Raw genomic sequence first — 23,665 nt, 5'->3', positions numbered from 1 at the left:
GCCATGGGCAAGCCGACGGGTTTCATGGAGTGGGCGCGGGTACCAGCGCCCAAGCGGGAGAAGAAGGAGCGGGTCAACGACTCGCGCGAGTTCGTGCTGCCCCTCGCCCCCGAGGAGGCAAAGCAACAGGCGGGGCGCTGCATGGACTGCGGTGTTCCCTTCTGTCAGCAGGGCTGTCCCCTGGGCAATCCCATCCCAGACTTCAACGAGGCGGTGTACCGGGGACGGTGGAAGGCGGCCTTCCTGGCGCTGAGCAGCACCAACAACTTCCCGGAGTTCACCGGCCGGCTGTGCCCGGCGCCGTGCGAGGCCGCATGCGTGCTCTCCATCGATCAGCACCCGGTGACGATCGAGCAGATGGAGAAGGAGATCGCCGAGCGGGCCTTCGCGGAGGGCTGGGTGCAGGCGCAGCCTCCAGCGCGGCGCACGGGCAAGCGGGTGGCGGTGGTGGGCTCGGGGCCCGCGGGGCTGGCGGCGGCGGCGCAGCTCAACCGGGCGGGACACTCCGTCACGGTGTACGAGCGCGACGACAAGGCCGGCGGCCTGCTGCGCTACGGCATCCCCGACTTCAAGATGGAGAAGGGCGTGCTGGAGCGGCGATTGGCCCTCATGGAGGCGGAGGGCGTGGTGTTCCGCACGGGCGTGGACGTGGGCAAGGAGCCCGGCTTCCGTGCGCTGCGCGAGCAGTATGACGCGCTGGTGCTGGCCATCGGCGCGAGGAAGCCTCGGGAGCTGGAGGTACCGGGACGCGAGCTGGCGGGCGTGGTGCAAGCAATGGACTACCTGGAGCACCAAAACCGGGTGGTCGCGGGGCTGGCCACGCTGGAGCCTCGGCTGAACGCGGCGGGCAAGCGGGTGCTCATCCTGGGCGGTGGCGACACGGGCTCGGACTGCCTGGGCACGGCACTGCGGCAGGGCGCGGCGAACGTGACGCAGGTGGAGCTGATGCCGACCCCGCCGATGACGAGGTCCTCGAACAACCCGTGGCCACGCTGGCCCATCGTGTTCCGCACCTCCTCCAGCCAGGAGGAAGGCGGCGATCGCGCGTTCGGGCTCATGACGAAACAGCTCCTCGGCAGCGAGGGCCAGCTCCAGAAGCTGGTCGCGGTGCAGGTGGAGTTCCAGAAGCAGGCGGACGGCTCCACGCGGCTCGTGGAGGTCCCGGGCACCGAGGAGACCCACGAGGTGGATCTGTTGATCCTGGCCATGGGCTTCACGGGACCGGTGACGGCGGGCCTTCAGGAGGACCTGGGAGTCCGGCTGACGCCTCGGGGCGCGGTGCAGGTGGACGCGCGCTTCGCGACCTCGGTGGACGGGGTGTTCTGCGCGGGAGACGCGAACCGGGGCGCCAGCCTCGTCGTCTGGGCCATCTCGGACGGGCGGGAAGCGGCGAAGTCCGCAGACGCCTATCTCTCGGGCAACGCTTCCGCGCTTCCCACCCGCGGCCGGGACGCCTCGTTCGGCTGAGCCATCCCGGCCGTTGAGCGCCTCCCCTGCCCTACTCCTTGGGGCGTTGGAGGTGCTCCACCTCCGCCTGAAGCACTCTCAGGCGTTGCTCTGTCTCCTCACGCCGGCGCGTTTCCTCGGCCAATCGGAGTTCCATCTCCTCGCGACGCCGCGCCTCTTCCTCCCGCTGAAGAGCCACCTGCTCCAGCTTCTCCTGCACCCGGGCCAACATCTCCGCGGACTCCAAGAGGAGCGCGTTGCCCGCCCACAGCTGGAGCTTCTCCTCGGACACCTCCAGTTCCAGCCCGAGCACCTCGGACACGAACCGGCCTTGCCTGGGCAGCATCCGCTCGTACCTGCGCGACTCGGGCGACAGCAGCCGGTAGGCCTCCAGCCGCTGCTTGCGCCGGTCGTAGATGAAGTACTCAGGGATGCCCAACTGCGCGTACCGCTTCACATTGAAGACGGCGTCCTTCTTCCGGTCGCCGCCGAAGTGAACCTCCAACACCCAGTCCAGCCCCTTGCCCTCATGGCTCACCACCCATTTGTTGCGCTCGTGCGGCTCGGTATCCAGCACGGCCACCAAGTCCGGAGCGAAGCGCCGCTCCGCCGGGTAGTACACAGGCAGCTCCGCGCCCAGGTACACCTTGCGCTTCTGATTGCGGAAGTAGCCCTTGAGCACATCCAAGGTCCGCACCTTCGCCCCGAAGTGTGGATCCCCCTCGGGCATCGCCATCTCGTCCCACGTCACCTCCCCAGGCAGTGACTCCACCACCCGGGCCCTCTCCTCCGGTCCCATCGCCTCCCACTCCTCTTGCGTCGGAGCCTGGGGGAATGGTCCTTCGCCCTTATATGCGTGCCGTCCCATGCCCTAAGCGTGCGGCGGACGGGCGCGCGCGTCAATGCTCCCCCGACGTATTCCGTTAGCAATTGGCGCGCCTACCCGTCAGGTTGTGTGGGTCCAAGGGACACGCGTCCGGGAAGTCGTTGATTCCTGCTTCACGACCGTCTCACGCCGTGGACTCGCGTCTCCCTGCGTGGACGGTGGGGCCTCCGGCAGACGCGTCGTCACGGCCCTCAGGCCCGCATTGACACTCTGTCATGCGGCACGAACCCGAGTCCGGTCAGGCCTCGCAGCGCCCCCTCGGGGCAGCCCGCAGTGCTGCGGTTGGTATCTGGCTTGCTTTGAGCGCGGGCATTCACTGTCCACATCAGGAGGCTGCCCATGAGGTCGCTCATTCGTCCCGCGTTTCATGCGTTTACCTTCGCCATGCTCGCGTGCGCGTGCTTGCTGGTGGCGCAAACGGTCAACACGCTCCTGGGTGCGTCGCTCGCGACACTCCCCACCGCCTCGGAGCCCGCTCGACAGGAGCCCGTCAGCGCCTCGACCGCCACGGTCATGCCCCTCTCCGCCGAAGAGCTGGCCCGCTACACGGGGCTGTCCCTGCGAACTCCTAGTCAGCCCTCCACCGCCGTCCTCACCGTCACCGTGCCCACCCAGCTCGGGCTCAAGCTGCTGGGAACCCTGACCTCCGCCTCGACGGACATGTCCCTGGCCTCCGTGTATGAGCCCACGTCCCAGCGCACGCGCACCATTGCCGTGGGAAGCACGCTTCAGGGTGCCGAGGTCCTCGCAATCGAGCGCACCCGGGTGCTGTTCTTGAACAACGGCCAGGTGGAGCTCCTCGACCTCACCTCGGCCCCAGCGGCTCTCGGGATGCCATCTGCTCCACCGGCTCCGGCCGCGCCCACCACGGGCTTTGGCTCCTCCCTGCGGCAGACAGGCCCCGACGCCTATGCCATCGCGCGCCAGGACGTGGAGAACACGCTGGCCAACCTGAACCAGATCGCCACGCAGGCCCGGGTGGTGCCGTCCTTCACGGACGGAAAGCCCAGGGGCTTCAAGCTGTTCGCCATGAGGCCGGACTCCCTCTACGCCAAGCTCGGCCTGAAGAACGGGGACATCCTCCAGCGCATCAACGGCTCCACGCTCGATGATCCGATGCGCGCCATGGAGGCCTACCACAGCATGAAGGGCGCCTCGCGCATCGAGCTCCAGATCGAGCGCGACGGCCAGCCCCTGCGCAAGACGTACACCGTGGAGAACTGAGCCCCTTCGTCACTGAGCGGGGAGATTCGCTCGCAAGACCCTCAGCACATTCTCTCCAGCGATCTTCCGGATCTCCCCTTCCCCGAAGCCCTCAGCGATCAGCGCGTCGGTCACCTCCACGAGGCCCGCGGTGTCGAACGGAGTCGTCACCGCCCCGTCGAAGTCCGAGCCAAGCCCGACGTGCTCGAGCCCGGCCACGGACACCGCGTAGCGGATGGCACGGGCGATGGCCTTCGCGTCCTTGCCACACGTCGCGGTGCTCCAGTAGCCGATACCCACCACCCCACCGTTCCGAGCAATGGCGCGGAGCTGGCTGTCGCTCAGGTTCCGGTTGTTGTCACACGTGCCCCTCACCCCCGAGTGCGACACGACCACCGGCCGGGTGGCGATCGCAAGCACGTCCTCGAAGGTCTTCCGCGATGAGTGCGCAAGATCGAGCGTCATGCCCCGCTCCTCCATCCGCTTCACCACGGCGCGTCCGAGTTCCGTCAGCCCCTCCTTCTTCATGCCGTGGGCCGACCCGCTCACCTCGTTGTCGAAGAAGTGGGCGAACCCCAGCATCCGGAAGCCCGCGGCGTACAGATCGTCCACCGCCTCCACCTTGCCTTCGAGCGCGTGCATACCCTCGAGCGAGAGCAGCGCCCCCACCTTGTTCCTGTCCTTCTGGCGCTCGATAAGGAACTGCTCCAGTTCCGCCCGCGTGCGCATGAACACCAGCTTGCCGTCCGAGTCCTCCGCCAAGTCCTCCAGCTTCCGGGCCTGGTACAGCGCCCGGGCCTTCAAGCTGAACCAAGCGCTCGGCGGCCACCGCTGCGCGAATGCGAGCAACTGCACGTCATCCGTGGTGTCGTCATTGCGCTCGGTGTTCATGTGCTTCGGCGTCTTGGTGACGACGCTGAAGATCTGCAGGGAGACGTTGCCCTCCAGAAGCCGGGGCACATCCACCTGTCCATCCTTCGAGCGCTCGTTCAGGTCCCGGTTCCACAGCAGCGGATCCGCATGGAGATCCGTGATGAAGAGCTGCGAGTGCAGCGCGGCGCCTCGCTTGGTCGGGGTGTAGGGCGGCCCGGGATGGACGCCGTTCATCCGGCGGCCCGCGCGCGTGGCGGCCACGTCCAGCCCGATGAAGGTGCCCACAACCAGGACAGCCACAATCCCCAGGACGATCCACTTCCTCACCGCAGCCTCCAGCGCATGGGCCAGAGATTAACCCCGAGAGAGCGCCCTCGCCTTGTCGGCCCCACGCATATCGGCGAGGCTCCCGCGGCATCTTCCTCCCAGAGGCCTCATGTTCACGCCGCGTGCAAGGAGCGCCCTCTCCGCGCTCCTGCTGTTGTCCTCCGCCTGCACCTCTTCGCGACCGCCCTCCCAGACGGAGGGCCCTGGCTCCCCGGCTGCCGAGTCCACGAGCCCATCCTCGGCCCAGACGGCGCTGCGCGCCTTCGTAAACGCGCACTTCGAGGACACCTTCCGCCGCTTCCCCACCCAGGCCACCCAAGCCGGCATCCACACCTATGATGGAGAGCTGCGGGGCTTTACGCCCGAGGAGCGCGCCGCCTACCTCGCCCAGCTCAAGGCCGAGCTTGCCGCCCTGCCCCAGAAGGTGGACCGCGCCGCCCTGCCGCCGCTCGACCAGGCCGACTACGACATCCTCGAGAACCACCTCCGGGCACGCATCCTGGACCAAGAGACCCTGCGCACCTGGGAACGCAACCCCAACACCTGGCTGAACACAGCCTCCTTCGCCCTCTTCCAGCTCGTGAACCGGGACTTCGCGCCGCTCGAGCAGCGCATGCGCTCGGCCATCAGCCGCATGAAGAGCGTTCCCACCGTGTTCACCACGGCGCAGGCCACGCTGAAGAACCCGCCCAAGCTGTGGACCGAGATCGCCCTCATGCAGGCCCAGGGCGCCCGCGCTCTCTACGCGGACACCCTGCCCAAGGCCTTCGAGCCCGTGAAGGACGCCGCCCTGCAGGACGCCTTCAAGCAGGAGCAGGCCCGCTGCCTGGCCGCCATCGACGGCTTCATCCGCTTCCTGCGAGAGGACCTGCTGCCCCGCTCGAACGGGGACTTCGCCATCGGCGAGGAGCTCTACCGACAAAAGCTCAAGTACGAAGAGGGCGTCACCGAGGACATCGGCTCCCTGCTCGCCTGGGGCCAGGCGGAGCTGAAGCGCACCCAGAGCCAGTTCCGCGAGGTGGCCGCGCGCCTCGCGCCCGGCAAGGCGCCCATGGACGTCTACCGCGAGCTGGGCAAGGAGCACCCCACCCCGGCCGAGCTGGTGCCCACCACGCGCGCCATGCTGGAGGAGATCCGCCAGTTCCTCGTGGAGCAGCGCATCATCACCATCCCCAGCGACGTGCGCGCCCTGGTGGCCGAGACGCCCGCGTTCAACCGCTCGCTCTCGTTCGCCAGCATGAGCATGCCCGGGCCCTTCGAGACGCGCGCCACCGAGGCCTACTACTACGTGACACCGCCCGAGCCCTCTTGGAACACCGAGCAGACCGAGCAGCACATGAGCTTCTACAACCGCCACGCGCTGCAGCTCGTCTCCATCCATGAGGCCTACCCCGGCCACTACGTGCAGTTCCTGTGGACGAACCGTGTGGACTCGAAGGTGCGGCGGATGCTGGGCTCGGGCTCCTTCAGCGAGGGATGGGGGCTCTACACCGAGCAGATGATGCTGGAGCAGGGCTACGGCGGCACCGGCCCCAACGCGGACAAGCTGCGCCTCAACCAGCTCGCGCTCTACCTGCAGCGCCTGGCGCGCTATGTGGTGGGGCTCTCGCTCCACACGCGGGGGATGACGTACGAGCAGGCCGTGCGCTTCTTCGAGGAGGAGGCGTACATGACGCACACCAACGCCGAGCGCGAGGCGCGCCGGGGCACCTCAGATCCCACGTACCTCGTCTACGCGCTGGGCAAGAAGATGCTGCTGGAGCTGCGAGAGGACGCGCGGGCCCGCTGGGGCTCGGGCTTCACGCTCCAGCGCTTCCACGACCAAGCCGTCTCCTACGGCTACCCGCCTGTTCCGATCCTCCGGCGGCTGATGCTGGGAGACAGCCCGGCACAGTAAGGCCAAACACAGCTACCCGAAGATCGACTTCCAGAGCTTCTTGGCGCCATCGGCCACCGCGGACGCGGCGTTACCGATGGCGTTGCCTGCGGCCTTGACGCCATCGGCAATGGCGTTGCCCACCGTCTTGACGCCGTCCCAGACCTTGCTGGCGCCGTTGGTCACGTTCGCCAGCAGGTTGGCCACGCCGCGAGCCGCGCTGGACTTCAGGTTGCTCCAGAAGCTGGACTTGGGCAGCTGGATGTCGGAGGCGCTGCGCGTCACCCCGTCGCCACCGGTGATCTTCCGGCCGTCGTTGGGCACCACGGAGATCATCACGTTGTTGAGGCCCGTGCCGACGCCCTTCATCTTGAGGTCGTCCCACTTCTTCTGGAACTCCTCCACCGGCATCGTGTAGCGGTCGCCGCCCGCGCTGTCGGAGATCACCAGATCCGTGATCTTCCCGTTCGCGTCGCGGTTGTAGCCGGACACCGTCACGTAGTGCAGGTTGAGGTTCTTGTCGCTGTCCGGGTCCATCAGGACGATCGGCGGCACGCCCTGGTCGACCATCTTCGCGATGTCATCCACGCTGGCGTCGACCTTCATCTCCGCGCGCATGCCGTGCGAGTTCGCGTAGTCGACGATCTTGTCCGGCGCCGAGAACATGTCGAAGGCGCGGATGTCCTTGTCGATCTGCTCGTGCGTGGTGGACTGGCCCCAGTGCGTCAGCACATTGGCCAGCGACGTGGTGCCACACGCGTTGGTGTTGCCCTGGTCCTGCGGAATCACGCCCAGATCGTTGGGCGACAGCTTCTGAGCGCCGCTCGGAGCCCGGCCGTGCGGGCCATCCACCCAGGGATTGGAGGAGCCGCCAGTGAACCCGGAGGCGCCCGAGAAGCCCGTCAGCTTCGCGGGGGCTGCCGTGGCCACGGGCTTGGAGGCCGGCGGCAGAGCCGAGTCCTCAGTGGAGCGCAGGCGCAGGGGGGTGGGCGAGCCGTTGATCCGGGTCATTTTTTCAATCTCCGCGAATATGCGGAATTATCGCCAGGACACCGACAAGGTTGCGCCCGGCTCACAAGGGCGCACGCACCACCGTGCCGCTCGCCTGGTTCACCCAGTAGATGTTCTCCAAATCCATAACGATTCCCGCCGGTTCGCCCTGCTCCGCGGCAAACGTCTCCGGCTTGCCGAGGCCCAAGTGGCGCATCCGCCGGATCGCCCCGTCCTTCTCGCCGCCCGCCGCCCAATAGATGAAGGAGTCCACCACCGCGATGGAGCGCGGATGGTCTTCCCCCTCCGCGAGCGTCTCCACGGTCCCCCCGTCCCGGGGGGCGCGGTGGATCGCGCCGAAGAACGTGGTCCAGTACACGTGCGTGCTATTGAGCGCGAGGCTGGTGGCGTTCTGCCCCGCTTTCGCGACGATCTCTTCCCTCCCGCCCTCCAGCGGCGCGCGGCGGATGGAGCCATCGGCGTTGGACCAGTAGATGTGCGGGCTGCCGCTGATGGCGAGATCCTTGGGGCCACTGGGCACATCCGTCACCGCGGAGACAACCCCGTCGGAGAGCGACGCCTTCCTCACCACTGAGGAGCCGCTGGCCCAGTAGACGAAGTCTTCCGTCAGCGTCAGCCCCTCCAGATCCGGCTGCCCGGTGGCCACCACAACAGGATCACCGCCCGGCAGCAGCTTTCTCATGATCGTCTGGTTACCCCGATTGGCCCAGAACATGTGGGGCCCGCTGCTGATGATGGCATGAGGCTCGAACTGGCCAGAGGCGAGCGTCACGGGGGGACCGCCCTCCTTCGGTATGCGCATCACCTGCCCACCGGTGCTGTTGGTCCAGTAGAGGTACGTCGAATCCGAGGTCAGCCCGAAAGGTCCCCCCTGGCCCGAGGCCAGGACCATCTCCGGCCGGGGGCCGCTGGTGCAGGCTGCAGCCAGCATCAGCCCCAAGAGCAGCGCAGCGCGAGCGCACATCGACATGGCACACCTCCCGAGAATGTCCCGCGAGTGTGCCATTGGGAGTGGCTCCTCGTCTCAGCCGTAGCGCTGCGTGAGCTTCAGGTACTCTTGGAGCGGCTTGACGCTCAGCTCCGAGCGCCGCAGGGCCTCCAGGGCGCCCACCGCCATGCGGGCCTGCTGCACCGTCGTGTAGTACGGGATGCCGTGCATCAGGGACTCGCGGCGGATGGAGAAGCTGTCGGAGATCTCCTGCTTGCCGAAGGTGGTGTTGATCACGAGCTGGATCGCCCCGTCGACAATCTTGTCGACGATGTTGGGGCGGCCCTCCTTCACCTTCTGCACCAACTGGGCCTGGATGCCCTTGGTAGCCAGGTAGGCGTGGGTGCCAGCGGTGGCGATCAGCTCGAAGCCCAGGGCTCGCAGGCGGCGGGCCAGATCCACCACCGCGGGCTTGTCGTCGTTCTTCACGGAGATGAACACCCGGCCGGAGCGCGGCAGCTTCACCCCGGCGGCGAGCTGGCTCTTGGCGAACGCGGAGGCGTAGTCGTCGGCCAGCCCCATCACCTCGCCCGTGGACTTCATCTCGGGCCCGAGGATGACGTCCACGCCGGCGAAGCGCGCGAACGGGAACACGGACTCCTTCACGGCGACGTGCTTGAACTCGACCTCCTGCGTGTGGCCGAGCTCCTCCAGCGTCTTGCCCACCATGCACAGGGCGGCCAGCTTCGCCAGGGAGATGCCGGTGGCCTTCGAGATGAACGGCACCGTGCGGCTGGCGCGCGGGTTCACCTCGAGGATGTAGATGATCTTCCCCTGGATGGCGAACTGCACGTTCATCAGCCCGACCACCTTCAGCTCGCGAGCCAGGGCGATCGCCTGATCCTTCATGCGCTCGACCAGATCGGGCGACAGCGAGTGCGGCGGCAGCGTGGCGGCCGCGTCTCCCGAGTGCACGCCGGCCTCCTGGATGTGCTCCAGCACGCCGCCCACCAGCACCGCGCCCGTGCGGTCGGCCACCAGATCCAGATCCACCTCGATGGCCTCCTTCAGGAAGCGATCGATGAGGACCGGATGCTCGGGGGACGCGCTGACAGCCTCGCGCATGTAGCGCTCCAGGCTGGCCTCGTCGTAGACCGTCTCCATGGCGCGGCCGCCGAGCACGTAGCTGGGGCGCACCATGACCGGGTAGCCAATGCGCTCGGCGATCCGGAAGGCCTCCTCGTGGCTGCGGGCCACGCCGTTCTCCGGCTGCGTCAACCCGAGCTTCTCGATCAGCTTGGCGAAGCGCTCGCGATCCTCGGCGCGGTCGATGGCGTCCGGCGAGGTGCCCAGCACCGCCAGCCCGGCCTTCTCCAGCGGCACGCTCAGCTTGAGCGGCGTCTGGCCGCCGAACTGGACGATGGCGCCCACGGGCTTCTCGCGCTGAGCCACCTCGAGCACGTCCTCGATGGTGAGCGGCTCGAAGTACAGGCGATCCGAGGTGTCGTAGTCCGTGGACACCGTCTCCGGGTTGCAGTTGACCATCACCGTCTCGTACCCGGCCTCGCGCAGGGCGAAGGCGGCGTGCACGCAGCAGTAGTCGAACTCGATGCCCTGGCCGATGCGAATGGGGCCACTGCCCAGGATGAGCACCTTCTGGCGGTCCGTGGGCGGCGCCTCGTCCTCCTCCTCATAGGTGGAGTACAGGTAGGGCGTGTAGGCCTCGAACTCGGCGGCGCAGGTGTCCACGCGCTTGTACACGGGGCGGATGCCCCGGGCGTGGCGGTGAGCGCGGACCTCGGCCTCGGGGTAGCCCAGCAGCTGGCCCAGGTACCGGTCCGAGAAGCCGAACGACTTGGCCTCGCGCAGGGCCTCGTCGGGGATCTGATCCAGGCGGCCGAACTCCTGGAGCGCCTGGGCGCGGTGCACCAGGTCCTCGATCTTCCGGAGGAACCACGGATCGATGGCGGAGAGCTCGTGCACCTTCTCCACGGAGAAGCCCTCGCGGAACGCCTGGGAGACGAACCAGGGGCGCTCGGGGCGAGGGATGCGGAGGGCCTCGCTGAGCACCTTCTCCCGCTCCTCCTTCTCCTTGGGCAACTCCACGGGCTCCAGCGCGAGCCTGCTTAGCTCCATGGAGCGCAGGGCCTTCAGGTAGGCCTCGGAGAAGGTGCGGCCAATGGCCATGACCTCGCCCACCGAGCGCATGCTCGTGGTGAGGGTGCGGTCGGCGCGGGGGAACTTCTCGAAGTTGAAGCGAGGGATCTTCACCACCACGTAGTCGATGGTGGGCTCGAACGAGGCGGGGGTATCGCGGGTGATGTCGTTGCGCAGCTCGTCCAGCGTGTAGCCCAGGGCCAGCTTGGCGGCGATCTTCGCGATGGGGTAGCCGGTGGCCTTAGAGGCCAGGGCGGAGGAGCGCGAGACGCGCGGGTTCATCTCGATGACGACGATGCGCCCGTCGCGCGGGTTGACGCCGAACTGGATGTTGGAGCCGCCGGTGTCGACGCCGATCTCGCGGATGATGCGCAGCGAGGCCTCACGGAGGCGCTGGTACTCGCGATCGGTGAGCGTCTGCGCGGGGGCGACGGTGATGGAGTCGCCCGTGTGGACGCCCATGGGGTCCAGGTTCTCGATGGAGCAGACGATGATGACGTTGTCGGCGGAGTCGCGGACCACCTCCAGCTCGTACTCTTTCCAGCCGAGCACGCTCTCCTCGACGAGGATGGTGGAGGTAGGGCTGGCCTTGAGGCCGGAGCGGCAGATGGTCTCGAACTCGTCGCGGTTGTAGGCGATGCCGCCACCGGTGCCGCCCAGGGTGAACGAGGGGCGGATGATGGAGGGGAAGCCAATCTCCTCGATGAGGGCGAGGGCCTCGTCGATCGTCTTGGCGTAGCCGCTCTTGGGCAGGTCCACGCCGATCTTCTGCATGGCGGCCTTGAAGAGCTGGCGGTCCTCGGCCTTGTTGATGGCCTCGAGCGAGGCGCCGATCAAGCGGACGCCGTATTTCTCGAGGATGCCCTGCTCGGCGAGGGCCTTGGCGAGGTTGAGGGCTGTCTGACCGCCCATCGTGGGCAACAGCGAGTCGGGGCGCTCGGCGGCGAGGATCTTCTCGGCGGCCTCGACGGTGATGGGCTCGATGTAGGTGCGGTGAGCGAACTCGGGGTCCGTCATGACGGTGGCGGGGTTGCTGTTGAGGAGCACCACCTCCACGCCTTCGTCACGGAGCGCTTTGATGGCCTGCGTCCCCGAGTAGTCGAACTCCACGGCTTGGCCGATGACGATCGGCCCAGAGCCGATCACGAGAACCTTGCGGATATCAGTGCGCTTGGGCATCGGGGGGCCCCCATAGCAACCTCGCGCCGGACATGCACGCGGTGAATAACGCGGGGTGTTGGAGGCCCCCGGAGGGAACCGGGCCAACCGGGCAAGGCTCTGGTAAAACCCCCGGGCCCCTTGGAGGTGTCATGCGTCGCTGGACCCTGGCCTTGATGGTCACCCTCACCTCACCTGCTCTCGCTCAGACGCCCGAGCCAGCCGCCGAGCCGGCCCAGGCTCCGCCGGCCGTTCAGGCAGCCGAGCCCAAGGCACCTCCCCCTGCCCCTGCGGCGGAGGCGAAGCCGACTCCGTCTGAGGCCAAACCACCTCCGGCCGAGCCCCAGCCGACCGCTCCAGTTCCGGCGGCGCCTGCTCCTGCGCCGAAGCCTGCTCCGGCGGCCGCAGCACCGGCTCCAACGGCCGCGCCTGCTCCCGCGCCAAAGCCACAGGCCGCCCCACCTGCTCCGGCGGCTGCCGCAGCCCCAGTCCCGGAGAAGAAGGATGACGCGGAGACCTACAGACGGGAGCAGGTGAAGTCCGAGGCCCGGTTCATCCTGGAGAACCTGATCACGGGGGACGCTCGGCGGGCAGCGGGAGAGCTGACCTACCCGTTCCAGTTGGAGGACAAGCGGTACAACACCCCGGAAGAGCTGGTGGCCGCGTGGGTGAAGCAGCTGCGCACGAAGCGCACGGATCTGATGAATCTGTACGACATCGAGGTCCTCTCGATGGCGGAGATGGAGAAGAAGTACGGCAAGCCCCCGGCACGGCTGGGGCTGGGCTCCCTCAGGGATCCGGACATCTACCTGGCCGTGGGCAACCTCTCCGGGCACGCGGCGATCCTGCTCTTCCGGGCTCCGATTGGGACACCTCCGAAGGCCTTCGCCTACACGGACTGATCCCCACTGGACCGCGCGCGGCCCTTGCCGAGCACGAGATGCGGGTATGCTGGGCCCACGGGAGGGGGGAAATCATGTCGTGGCTCGATACGCTGGATGACATCCGGACGCGGGACTTCAGCAAGGCATCCGTGGCGCAGAGGGACCAGGCTGCGCGAGATGTCATCAACCTGTGCTCCTATGCCTCTGCGGTGGTCTCCATCTCGCCCATTCCGCTCTCGGATGTAGTGCTGATGCTGCCCATCCAGACCGGCATGGTGATGACGATCGGTCACATCTATGGCCGGAAGGTCGACAAGGCCTCAGCCAAAGATCTCATCCTCGAGCTGGGCGCCACCGCCGGCGTCGGCTTCCTGGCGCGGCAAGGCATCAAGGCCTTGTTGCCCATCATCGGAGCCCTGCTCACGGTGGTCCCCGCCTTCGCCGCCAACTGGGCCATGGGCCGCGTGGCCATGGAGTACTTCAAGAACCCAAACGCCTCTCAGGAAGACCTGGAGAAAGTGTTCCGCAAGGCCAAGGACGAGGGGAGCTCCCTCTTCTCCAGAGACGCCTTCGACAAGTTCCGCAAGCAGAATGAGGAGAAGATCAAAGCCGTGGCGGACCAGGGCTCGGAAGAGCCTGCGGAAGACGAGGAGGAATCCCCCAAGGCCGCGCCACGAAAGTCCGCGAAGAAGGCTGCCACGAAGAAGAGCGTGGAGAAGAAGCCGCTAGGGAAAGCCGCCCCAGCCAAGAAGGCGGCCGCGAAGAAGGTGGCCACAAAGAAGGCGGCCGCGAACAAAGCCCCCTCCAAAGCGGAGGCGCCGCTCACCGTGCGCACGCTGATCGAGCGGGAACTGCCCCGGCGCATCGAGACGAAGCGAGAACTCGCCCGAAGCATTGGGGCGGTGGTCCATCTGGATATCAGTGGCAACCATGGCGGTCAGTGGACCGTGGATCTCGGCGCGCAGAAGCAGTGGGTCAAGAAAGGCTTGAACGGCACGCCTCGGGTGACGGTGCGCAGCAAGGACGACGACTTCCTGCAGATCGCCACCGGACAGAGAGACCCCAAGATGGCCGTCCTCATGGGCTCGCTGGAGTTCGATCCCTTTGACCTGGAGCTGGCTGGACAAGTGGGCCAGTTGCTGACCTGACCGGGCTCCGCTGGTAGCCCTTCGCCCCCATGCACTCCCCTGCCCTCGCGACCTCCGTATCCAGTCTCACCCTCTGTGCCCTGCTCGCTGGCTGTGCATCCACCTTCAGTGCCACCGCGCCCGAGGATGACATGCGGCGCGAGGTGGACTCGATCTTCAGCGCCTATGCCTCGCCCGACAGCCCCGGGGCCAGTTTCATCGTGATTCAGAACGGGCAGGAGGTCCTCCGCGGCACCTACGGTCTGGCGAAGCTGGAGTCGCGCACACCGACCACGTCAGAGACCCACTACCGCCTGGCCTCGCTCACCAAGCAGTTCACCGCCATGGCGATCATGCTCCTCGTCGAACAGGGCAAGCTCCGCTACGACGACCGTGTCGTGGATGTGCTCCCCGGCTTCCCCGCGTACTTGAGCGAGGTCCGCGTCCGACATCTGCTCAATCACACCTCGGGAATCTGGGACTATGAGGACTTCGTCCCCAGCACCCAGACCGTGCAGGTAAAGGATCGCGATGTCCTCGCCCTCCTCTCCCGCGTGGACCACACCTACTTCCCGCCCGGAACCGCTGTGCGCTACAGCAATTCGGGGTACGCCGTGCTCGCCCTCATCGTCGAGCAGGTCAGCGGGATGTCGTTCGCCTCCTTCCTGCATGACCGCGTCTTCGTTCCCAGCGGCATGCACTCCACTGTCGCCCACGAAGAGGGCATCTCGACGGTGCCTCACCGCGCCTACGGCTACGTCGCCGAAGCCCAGGGCTTCCGTCCTCGGGACCAGAGCCCCACCAGTGCCGTTCTCGGCGATGGAGGGATCTACTCGTCCGTGGTGGAGCTGCTGGCTTGGAACAAGGCCTTGGACACGCACGCGCTGATCCCTGAGACCACTCAGCAGCTCGCTTGGGCTCCCGCTCGGCTTCCGGATGGCTCCTCCGCGCGCTACGGGTTCGGGTGGTTCATCGATGACGACGAGGGCCGTATGCGCCTCTCCCACCACGGTGAGACCTCGGGCTTCACCAACGCGATCGTGAAGTATCCCGCGCAGCACCTCACGGTCATCGTCCTGACGAACCGTGCTGGCGGCGAACCGTGGCGGCTGGCCCAGCAGATCGCGGATCTCTGGCTGGGCCAGCGCACAGGGGGTGGCAGAGGCCCCTCGGCCGCCGCACGCCCTTGGCCGTTCGAGACCATGCCCAACGCGCATTGAGCTGTCGAAGGGTGCGTCCCATTCCCGGAAATGCTTAGAATCCCCCGCTTCATGGGCGAACCTTTTGGCCACTACGAGCTGCTCCAGCCCCTCGCCACCGGGGGCATGGGACAGCTCTACCTCGCTCGCAACCGCGCCGAAGGCTTCCAGAAGCTCGTCGTCGTCAAGATGCTCCTGGCCCACCTGTCCCGGGACCAGGGCTTCATGACCATGTTCCTCGACGAGGCTCGGATCGCCGCCCAGCTCAATCACCCCCACATCTGCCAGATCTTCGAGCTGGGCGAGCACGCCGGGACCCATTACCTCGCCATGGAGTATGTGCCCGGCGTCGACCTCCGCTCGCTCCAGCAGCACCTTGCCGAGCGCGGCGCCCGGCTCCCTCCTGCCCTCGCCTGCCGGATCATCGCGGATGCCGCCTCCGCCCTGCACTACGCCCACGAGCTCACCGACGACAGCGGCCAGCCGCTCGGCATCGTCCACCGCGACGTCTCGCCCTCCAATGTCCTCGTGAGCTTCGAGGGCGCCGTCAAGCTGATCGACTTCGGCATCGCCAAGGCCGCAGGACGCGCCGCCAACACCACCGCCGCAGGCCAGCTCAAGGGCAAGTTCGCCTATATGTCGCCGGAGCAGGCCGAGGGTGAGCCGCTCGATGCCCGCAGCGATCTCTTCTCCCTGGGCCTCGTCCTCCACGAGCTGCTCACAGGCCAACGGGCCCTGCAACGCGACTCGGACCCTGGCACGCTGAAGGCCGCCCGCGAGGCCAACATCGCGCCGCCCTCCACCCTGAACCCTGCGTGCACGGTGGACCTGGATGCCGTGGTGATGCGCGCGCTCGCCCGCCGCCCCGAGGACCGCTACGCCAACTCCAGCCAGTTCGCCCTGGCCCTCGAGGACTGGCTCCTCAAGAACCAGCAGCCCTCCTCCCTGGCCCACCTCGCGGCATTCCTGCGCTCCGCCTATCCCGATTACAAAGAGCGCTCCCGGGTGCGTGCCGAGATCACTCCCAACACGGGGCTCGATAGCACCTTCGTCCGCACGCCCTCGGGTGCGACCCCTCAGCCTTCCGGTCTCACCCGCACCTATCTGACGCCCGAGCGCGGCGCGCTCCCTCCCAGCGACGCGCCCGCGCCGAGTGCCCCTCCGTCTCCTACCGCTCCGCACGCCCCTCACAAGGGGCGCCGACTCGCGCTCTTCGGGGCCTTCGCTCTCATGCTCGCGGGCGGCGCTGTCTTCCTGGCCCGCCCGGGCTCTCCGCCGGTCCCCATGCCTCCCGTCCCACCGGCGGCGGCGGCGGAGCTCCCCACGCTGACGATCGTCTCGCATCCCTCAGAGGTCGAGGTGCGCGTGGGAGGCGACTTCAAAGGCAAGACGCCGCTCACCCTTCCCATCCAGCCGGGCACGCGCGTCGCTCTCACCCTCCAAGCCCCTGGCCTGGAGTCGATCCAGCACACCCACGTGATGGGCGAGTCCGCAGAGCTCAGGTTCACGTTGAACCTCAAGAAGGTCACCGTCACTGTCACCAGCAAGCCCCTGGGTGCCACCGTGCGCCGAGACGGCCAGAGCCTCGGGGAGACGCCAATGAAGCTCGCGCTCACTCCCAACGAGCCGGTGAAGCTCAGCCTCTCCCTCAAGGGCTACACCAGCCAGGACATCGAGTTGGTTCCGCAAGAGGGCGCCACCCGGGAGGTCAAGCTGAACAAGGCCGCCCTCCCGAACAGCACCCCCTTCGGCAAGACGATGGACCAGCGATGAGCCGTGCGCTGCTCCTGCTCCTCCTGCTGATCGCTGGCGCGGCCCAGGGTGCGGATGTCGCGGACGAGGCCGAGTTCCACTTCCGCCGGGGCCTCGCCTTCCAGCGCCAGGGCCGCTTCGAGGACGCGCTTCAGGAGTTCTACGCGTCCAACCGGCTGGTGCCCAACCGGAACGTGCAGCTGAACATCGCCTCCACGCTGGGCCGGCTGCAGCTCTACGACGAGGCCTTCCGCGCCTACTCCGAGCTCGCCCGGCAGCCCCTCCCCCAGGATGAGCGCAAGGACGTGGATCAGGCCCTCGCCTACCTCCGCCCGAGGCTGGCCCTCGTCCGCGTGGAGTCCACCCCTCCTGGTGCCTCCATCTTCGTCGGCCGGCGAGATCTCGGGGCGCTCGGGTCCACCCCGAAGACACTGGCGCTCAAGCCTGGCCGCCACCGCATCCTGCTGGACCTCGACGGCTACCGCTCGGCCGAGCTCGAGGTGGAGGTGGTACGCGGGCGCGAGGTGCTGGCCACCGGCGAGCTGGCCCTCATCGTGGGCGGGCTCGACATCCGCGGCGTGCCCCCGCAGGCCGAGATCCGGCTCGAGGAGACCGGAGAGGTGCTGCGGACAGGCCCCGGAGAGGTGAAGAACCTGCGGCCCGGGCGCATGCTCCTGCGCGTGGTGGCGCCCGGCTTCCTCCCGGACCTAGAGGATATCGAGGTGGTGGCGGACCAGACGCGCCCCGTGGAGCTCCGGCTCGTGCCCGAGCCCCCCGCGCCCCGGCTCACCGGAAGCCTGGTGGTTCGGGCCAACGTCGACGGCGCGGTGGTGCTGGTGGATGACCGGGAGGTGGGCTTCACCCCCGCCGTCATCGAGGGCGTCGATGCCGGACGACGCGTGGTGGAGGTTCGCCAAGAGGGCCTCGAGCCCTTCCGCACCGAGGTGGAGCTGAAGGATCGGCAGTTGCTCCCCGTGGAGGCCAAGCTCAAGCCGCTGCGGCTGGAGGTCGCCGGTGCCACCCAGCGGCAGATCCGCCTCGAGGACGCGCCCGCATCCACCACCATCATCACCGCCGAGGAGCTGCGCCTGTTCGGCTACCGCACGGTGGCCGAGGCCCTGCGCTCGGTGCGCAGCCTCCAGGTGTGGACCGACCGGCTCTATGACTCCGCGGGCATGCGCGGCTTCGGCGTGCCGGAGAACGCCAACGCACGCATCCTCGTGCTGCTCAACGGGCACCCTCTCAACGACATTGCCCGCGGCTACGGCCCGCTCGGAATGGACCTGGGCATCGACATGGCCCAGGTGGAGCGCATCGAGGTGGTGCGCGGCGAGGGCATGGTCTTCGGCACCACCGCCTTCCTCGGCCTCGTCAACGTGGTGACGCGGCGCCCCGAGGACGGCGTGCACGTGCGCTTCAGCCTGAGCGCCAACACCCTGCCCGGCGCGGACTTCCAGTCGATGGCCTCGACCAAGAGCGGCGAGCGAGAGCTGGTGGTGCTGGCGGGAGCTGGGCGCTCGATCGGGGATCCGCTCCCCCTGCCTTCCACGGAGACGCTGCTCTCCGACCTGGAGACCTCTCAGCGCGTCTTCGCCTTCGGGCGGTACAAGAATTTCGCGCTCACCTCCGGGCTCATCCACCGCACCAAGCAGGTCCCCACCGGCTTCCTTTGGGCGGGAGCCTCGGCTGTCCAGGCCACGGATCTGCGGGGGTTCGCGGCCCTGCAGTACAGCCGCACCTACCCCGGGGGCAGCTTCCTGCTGTCGCGGGTGGCGCTCGACGTGAGCGACTACTCGTTGCGCACGCCATCCACCGCCGCCCCCGAGTCTCAGGGCTCGGAGACCGGCCAAGGGGTGAGCCTCTCGGGAGAGGTCCGGTTCGAGTGGGCGCGCTCGAACACCAGCCGCATCATCCTGGGCACAGCGCTCCAGCAGTCGTTGTCCCTGGACGGAACACTCCAAGCGGGCAACGGCCCCAAGGTGGACCTCTACCCTGGCCAGCGCACCGAGTTCACGCTCTATGGCAGCTACGAGTGGGCGCCCAAGCCGTGGTTCCTCCTCCACTTCGGCTCACGCATCAACCCCGTGCGCGAGAGCCTCCGGGCCCGCGGGGCGTTCGATCAGGTCTTCAAGCTGGCACCGGTGCTGGCCATCGTCAGCAAGCCCTACGAGGGCGGCAGCCTCAAGTTCACCTCGGGCGTCACCGGGCGAGGCCCCAGCGAGCGCGAGCTCCGGTACGATTTCCGGCCCTTCGACCGGATCAGGCCCACGGAGCTGAACTCGGAGAGCCACTTCAGCCTGGCGCTCGAGCACACGCACACCGTGAGCGATGAGACGAGCATCATCGTCGGCGCGTTCCTCAACTCCTACGGAGACATCGTCCGTACCATGCCCGGCTCGACGCCGCCCTACCGGTACTCGGCCTCGGGGCCTTTCGGCTTGGGAGGCACGGAGTTCGAGCTGCGCTACGCCCCGGGCACGGGACAGCTCGTGAGCCTCTCCGGCTATCTGCAGACCCGCCTCGATGAGCCCGGACAGGTGATTCGAGAGGAAGGAAATGAGGAGACCACCGAGCAGCAACTGGTGAACTCGGCCGAGCACGCCATCTCCGCGCGCTTCGGCCTCCCCATCCTGAAACAGGGACTGGTTGCGGGCGCGGAGCTGGTGTTCACCGGCGCCCGCTACGACTTCAGCGGGCGGCGCATTCCCCAGTCGCTGTACATGAACCTGGTGATGTCCGGTCAGTTCCAGCCCTGGCAGCTCCGCTACTACGGCGGCGTGTACAACCTGCTCGACGAGCGGGCGCTGACGCCCATCAGCCCCGATTACCAGCGCCCCAGCGTGCCTCAGTACGGCCGCGAGGTCCGCCTGGGCCTGTCGAGATCCTTCTGACTCACTGCCCCAAGGCGTCGATGATGGCGCGGGCCACACGCGTGTAGTTCCCGTCAAAGTGGTGCCCTCCGTGAAGCCTCAGCGCCTGGACTCCCGTCACTTCGGACAGCTTGGGACAGAGGCTCTCCTTGAGCTCTTCGTCTCCATAGAGGCACAGCACGGGCATCCCCCCGAGTGCCTTCACCTCGGGGAGCACTGGGTAGTCCCCGCCTCCACCGCCGAGCAGATCCAGGACGTGGACCTCGAACTCGGCGCTGTGGCCGGGGGCCACCAGCGCCACCAGCCGCACCTTCTCACGCAGCTCCGAGGGGAGCCGGGCCACGATGGCGGGGAGGACATCCGCTCCGCGCGAGTAACCCACGAGCACCACGCGCCGCGCCCCCCACGCCGTCAGGTAGTGCGCCATCGCCCGGCCCACGTCCCGCGCCGTGTCCTCGGGCGACCGCCGCTTCCAGAAGTAGCGCAGCGAGTCCCAGCCCACCACGGACATGCCCTGGGTGTTGAGCGCCGCTGCGAGGTGCTTGTCGAGAGGCGCCCAGCCTCCATCCCCCGTGAGAAGGAGCGCGAAGCTGTCGGATGAAGGCGTGGCCGCGGGCACTTCGACGAGGGGCAGATCTCCCACGGGCTCGAGCGGCTGCCCGGAAGCCGCTTGGACCGTGAGCGCGAGCAGCGCGCCCGCGAGGACACCGCACCACCGTGAGGTTCTCATCTCGACACCGCTCCCGTGAGGCCGCGCGACACAAGCGTGGCGATGTTCGCGAGCACCCGAGGCAGCACCCACCCGCCCGGCGCGGCGAGATAGCGCGGCGTCCACACCGGGTGGAACTTCTCCTTGTATTGGCGCAGACCCTGGAAGTTGTAGAAGTGCTCACCGTGGCGGAAGAGAAAGGTGCCCAGGCGGTGCCACAGCGGCGCCAGGCTGCGCGACATCATCCCGCTGAAGGGCGCCATGCCCAGGTTGAAGCGCTCGTAGCCCTGCTCCCGCCCCCACAGCATCAGCTGCGTGAAGAGGAAGTCCATCACCCCGCGCGGGACCTCGGGCCGGTGGCGCATCAGGTCCACGGAGAACTCCTCGCGCAACAGCGGGACCCACATGTTGGCAAAGGCCACCAGGCGCCCCTGGTGGCGCACCAGCGCGACGGGGCCCTCCCGGAGGTAGCGCGGGCAGAAGAAGCCCAGTGAGAAGCCCTTCTCGCGGGTCTGCTTCTCGTCCATCCACGCGCGCGAGATGGACTCCAGCTCTGGCAGCAGCGGCAGCACCTGCTGGGCGGGGCACACCTCGAAGGTCACCCCCTCCTTCTCCAGCTTGCGGCACGTGTGGCGCAGGCCTTTGAACTCGGGCAGCTCCAAGAGGAAGCCCCCCAGCGGCACGGTGGCCTCCTCGCCCAGCTTCAGCAGCGCCAGCCCCATGTCCAGGTAGCGCGGCAGCGCCGAGGGCCCCACCTGGTAGAAGCAGGTCCACCCGTGGTGCCGATCCGCCAGCTCGTGGAAGCGCCACGCCAGCTCCGTGGCCTCGTCCGGCGGCCCCACCGGATCGCCCATGGACACCCAGCTGCGCCCCGCCACGCCGTACATGAGGAAGGAGGTGCGCGTGTCGTTGAAGAGCAGCGCCTTGTCTCCCACCAGCGCCAGGTGCGCGGAGGACTCGGGGGCGTGCGCCACCAGGGGACGGGCCACGGCCAGCTCCACGGCGCCCGGCAGGCGCGGGCGCGCGGCGGCGGGCTGCAGCAGCGTGGCGATGCCAAAGAACAGCGACAGGCTCAGCATGCCCACCAGGGCGCGAAGGAAGCGGGGCGCATCGCCCTCCAGGGTGAACTGCCACCAGAGCTCGTGGCTGTAGTCCACGTGCCGGTAGGAGAAGAAGCCCAACCCCACCGAGGCCCCTACCACGGCGAGCACCGCCAGCAGCCAGGAGACACTGAGGCGCTGGGCGAACAACGAGGCGTGCCGGTAGAAGCGGGAGCGGAACGGTGTCAGCACCAGCGCGGTGGTGAAGAGCAGCGTTGCCTCCTCATAATCCCCTCCCTTGAGCAGGGACAGCACGCCGCCCGCCAGCAGCAGCCCGAGCACCAACACGAAGGCCCCATCCAGCTGACGCTTGAGGCCCAGCGCCAGCAGCAGCAGGGCCATGCCCGTGAGGCTCCCAAGCAGGTGTGAGAGCTCCAGCAGCGGCAGCGGCACGAAGTGGCTGAGGAACTCCAGCCGCGAGGGTACGGCCGGAGTGACACCGGAGAAGAGGAGCACCGCGCCCGCCACGAAGCACGCGGCCGCGGCCAGCGGAGGCATGAGCGGCGCCAGCGTGGCCCTCACGCCGTTCAACAGCTGCCGGAACTCCGCGCGCCGGTGCGAGAGCTCGTGATTCCCCAGCAGTGCCAGGGCCAGCACCAGCGGCAGCACATAGTAGAGCATGCGGTAGACGACGAGCACCCCGAGCACCGCGGGCATGGGCACCCGAGGTGCGAGCGCGGTGACCATGACGAACTCGAACACGCCCAGGCCGCCGGGAACCTGGCTGAGAATCCCCAGCGACTGCGCGGCGGCGAAGAGGGCCACCACGCCTGGCAGGGACAGCCCCGACTCCGCAGGCAGCAGCAGGTAGAGGACGAGCGCCGCCATCATCCAGTCCATGCTGGAGACCAGCGCCTGCCTCACCGCCAAGGACGGCCGAGGCAGGTGCGAGCGCAGGCCCGGGGCGCCCGCCCTCCGGTGAGCGAGGGCACAGACCCAGACATAGCCCCCCACGAGCAGCAGCAGCCCCACTCCTACGGCGCGCACGGTTCCGGAGGACACTTGCAGAAAAGCGAGCGCCTCGGGAGACACCGCCACGCACAACCCACCGGCCAACAGGAGGCCCGTCCAGAACGTCGCCGAGGTGAAGGCGGCGATGCGCGCCACCTCGACGACGGACAGCCCCTGATCCGTGTAGAGGCGCAGGCGTACCGAGCCGCTGCCGAGCACCGACAGGCCAATGCTGTGCCCCAGAGCGCAGGCGGTGAAGGAGATGCGGCCGACGCGCCGGTAGGGCAGTCGACGGCCCACGTACTGGAGCGCCAACACGTCATATAAGGTGAGCGCGAGGTAGCTGCCAGCGGTGGCGAGCATGGCCAATCCCACGCGCCAGCCCGGAAGGGCAGACATCGCCAGCGCGACCTGCTCCCAGCGGAGCTGAGCCAGCTCCTTCGCCAGCGTCCGGCCCGCCGCCGCCATCAGGATCAGCGGCAACAGGACGAGCAGGGCTCGGCCCACCTTGCCCCAAGGCCCCTGACGCGCCCGCTCCCACCACCGCATCAGCCGCTGTCCGAGGCCCCGGCGTGGGGAGGGCGGCACTGAGGGGGCGGGCGCCAGGGGAGCGGGAGCCAGCGTGCTTGCCTGAGACATGGGACACCTCCTGGCCAGGCTTCAGTGAGGCTTGAGGACCCTGCGCACGGCGGCCCGTAGCTCCGCCAGCTCGAATGGCTTGTCGAGGACACGTGCAGCCCCCAAGCGCTCCGCCTCCCTGTGCAGCGCTTCATCCCCAAAGGCGGTGATGAGGATGAAGGGAATGGACCAGGCCTCCCGGCGGAGGCGGGCCAGCACCTCCAGTCCTGTCATGCCCGGCATCCGGACGTCTGTAATGATGAGGTCGGGCGCGCGGGTCTGCTCCTCCAGCAGCCCGGAGATGAGCGCGTGGATGAGGGCAGGGCCGTTCGCCACCTCGACCACCTCGTACCCGTCCCGAACGAGCGCACCCCGAATGAGTCTGCGCATCTCAGGCTGGTCATCGGCCACCAGGATCCGCAAGGGAGGCTCAAGCCCCTCTTCTGGCTCCTTGTGCGACGAGGTGAACTTCAGCGATGGCTTCGCACTCCATTGCCGTAACATGCCGGCACTCATGAGCACAGGACATGCCAGCGCCGCTTCAGAGCTGAGGCGATGCACTCGCGGGCAGCCACACGAGGCAGCTTGCC

16 protein-coding genes are annotated in these 23,665 nt (G+C 68.0%); 8 read left to right on the top strand and 8 right to left on the bottom strand.

Annotated elements, in window-relative coordinates; translation table 11 throughout:
• Positions 1-3: 3 nt before the first annotated feature.
• On the top strand, positions 4-1,467 hold the full coding sequence (locus tag DB31_RS07300) for a glutamate synthase subunit beta (protein ID WP_044184470.1): 1,464 nt from the start codon (positions 4-6) through the stop codon (positions 1,465-1,467).
• Positions 1,468-1,498: 31 nt separating this feature from the next.
• On the opposite strand, the gene DB31_RS07295 is transcribed toward DB31_RS07300, so the two are convergent.
• Positions 1,499-2,245, bottom strand: a complete 747-nt coding sequence (locus tag DB31_RS07295; protein ID WP_338034284.1) for a Uma2 family endonuclease — start codon at positions 2,243-2,245, stop codon at positions 1,499-1,501.
• A gap of 426 nt (positions 2,246-2,671) precedes the next feature.
• On the opposite strand from DB31_RS07295, the gene gspC reads away from it, so the two are divergent.
• Positions 2,672-3,556: a type II secretion system protein GspC gene (gene gspC / locus DB31_RS07290; RefSeq protein WP_052419785.1), complete on the top strand. Its 885-nt coding sequence runs from the start codon at positions 2,672-2,674 to the stop codon at positions 3,554-3,556.
• Positions 3,557-3,565: 9 nt separating this feature from the next.
• On the opposite strand, the gene DB31_RS07285 is transcribed toward gspC, so the two are convergent.
• Entirely contained in the window at positions 3,566-4,735 is a 1,170-nt protein-coding gene (locus DB31_RS07285) for a dipeptidase (protein WP_044184463.1), read from the bottom strand.
• A 109-nt stretch (positions 4,736-4,844) separates the two neighbouring features.
• Between DB31_RS07285 and DB31_RS07280 the strand changes: the two genes are divergently transcribed.
• Entirely contained in the window at positions 4,845-6,632 is a 1,788-nt protein-coding gene (locus tag DB31_RS07280) for a DUF885 domain-containing protein (protein ID WP_044184460.1), read from the top strand.
• A 12-nt stretch (positions 6,633-6,644) separates the two neighbouring features.
• On the opposite strand, the gene DB31_RS07275 is transcribed toward DB31_RS07280, so the two are convergent.
• The 3 genes from DB31_RS07275 to carB all read right to left on the bottom strand — a co-directional run bounded on the left by DB31_RS07275 (position 6,645) and on the right by carB (position 11,886).
• Positions 6,645-7,622, bottom strand: a complete 978-nt coding sequence (locus tag DB31_RS07275; RefSeq protein ID WP_044184457.1) for a C39 family peptidase — start codon at positions 7,620-7,622, stop codon at positions 6,645-6,647.
• A 61-nt stretch (positions 7,623-7,683) separates the two neighbouring features.
• On the bottom strand, positions 7,684-8,592 hold the full coding sequence (locus DB31_RS07270) for a hypothetical protein (protein WP_044184455.1): 909 nt from the start codon (positions 8,590-8,592) through the stop codon (positions 7,684-7,686).
• A gap of 54 nt (positions 8,593-8,646) precedes the next feature.
• Positions 8,647-11,886 carry a carbamoyl-phosphate synthase large subunit gene (gene carB, locus DB31_RS07265; RefSeq protein WP_044184452.1) on the bottom strand — a complete coding sequence of 1,080 codons (3,240 nt, stop codon included), beginning with the start codon at positions 11,884-11,886 and terminating at the stop codon, positions 8,647-8,649.
• A 131-nt stretch (positions 11,887-12,017) separates the two neighbouring features.
• On the opposite strand from carB, the gene DB31_RS07260 reads away from it, so the two are divergent.
• The 5 genes from DB31_RS07260 (at position 12,018) to DB31_RS07240 (ending at position 19,718) form a co-directional block, all read left to right on the top strand.
• On the top strand, positions 12,018-12,767 hold the full coding sequence (locus tag DB31_RS07260) for a hypothetical protein (protein WP_044184450.1): 750 nt from the start codon (positions 12,018-12,020) through the stop codon (positions 12,765-12,767).
• A gap of 74 nt (positions 12,768-12,841) precedes the next feature.
• Entirely contained in the window at positions 12,842-13,897 is a 1,056-nt protein-coding gene (locus tag DB31_RS47805; RefSeq protein ID WP_052419784.1) for a DUF697 domain-containing protein, read from the top strand.
• A 29-nt stretch (positions 13,898-13,926) separates the two neighbouring features.
• Positions 13,927-15,096: a serine hydrolase domain-containing protein gene (locus tag DB31_RS07250; RefSeq protein WP_044184447.1), complete on the top strand. Its 1,170-nt coding sequence runs from the start codon at positions 13,927-13,929 to the stop codon at positions 15,094-15,096.
• A gap of 51 nt (positions 15,097-15,147) precedes the next feature.
• Positions 15,148-16,848, top strand: a complete 1,701-nt coding sequence (locus tag DB31_RS44590; RefSeq protein WP_052419783.1) for a serine/threonine-protein kinase — start codon at positions 15,148-15,150, stop codon at positions 16,846-16,848.
• Positions 16,845-19,718 (top strand): TonB-dependent receptor, encoded by a 2,874-nt coding sequence (locus tag DB31_RS07240; protein WP_044184444.1) that lies wholly within the window; start codon positions 16,845-16,847, stop codon positions 19,716-19,718. The genes DB31_RS44590 and DB31_RS07240 overlap by 4 nt, the downstream gene beginning before the upstream one ends.
• A 1-nt stretch (position 19,719) precedes the next feature.
• Here DB31_RS07240 and DB31_RS07235 read toward each other — a convergent pair whose 3' ends face one another.
• From DB31_RS07235 to DB31_RS07225, 3 genes are read right to left on the bottom strand one after another with little or no spacing between them, the layout of a single operon-like run.
• Positions 19,720-20,427, bottom strand: coding sequence for a virulence factor family protein (locus DB31_RS07235; protein ID WP_052419782.1), 708 nt, complete (start codon positions 20,425-20,427; stop codon positions 19,720-19,722).
• The gene (gene mprF / locus DB31_RS07230) at positions 20,424-23,096 is read right to left on the bottom strand and encodes a bifunctional lysylphosphatidylglycerol flippase/synthetase MprF (RefSeq protein WP_240486574.1); all 2,673 of its coding nucleotides are present in this window, start codon (positions 23,094-23,096) and stop codon (positions 20,424-20,426) included. The genes DB31_RS07235 and mprF overlap by 4 nt, the downstream gene beginning before the upstream one ends.
• Positions 23,097-23,117: 21 nt before the next feature.
• Complete coding sequence (locus DB31_RS07225) at positions 23,118-23,579, bottom strand: response regulator (protein WP_052419881.1); 462 nt, start codon at positions 23,577-23,579, stop codon at positions 23,118-23,120.
• Positions 23,580-23,665 lie beyond the last annotated feature (86 nt).

The organism is Hyalangium minutum (genome assembly GCF_000737315.1).
Classification (GTDB): Bacteria; Myxococcota; Myxococcia; order Myxococcales; family Myxococcaceae; genus Hyalangium; species Hyalangium minutum.
This window is presented reverse-complemented; position numbering and strand designations above follow the sequence as displayed.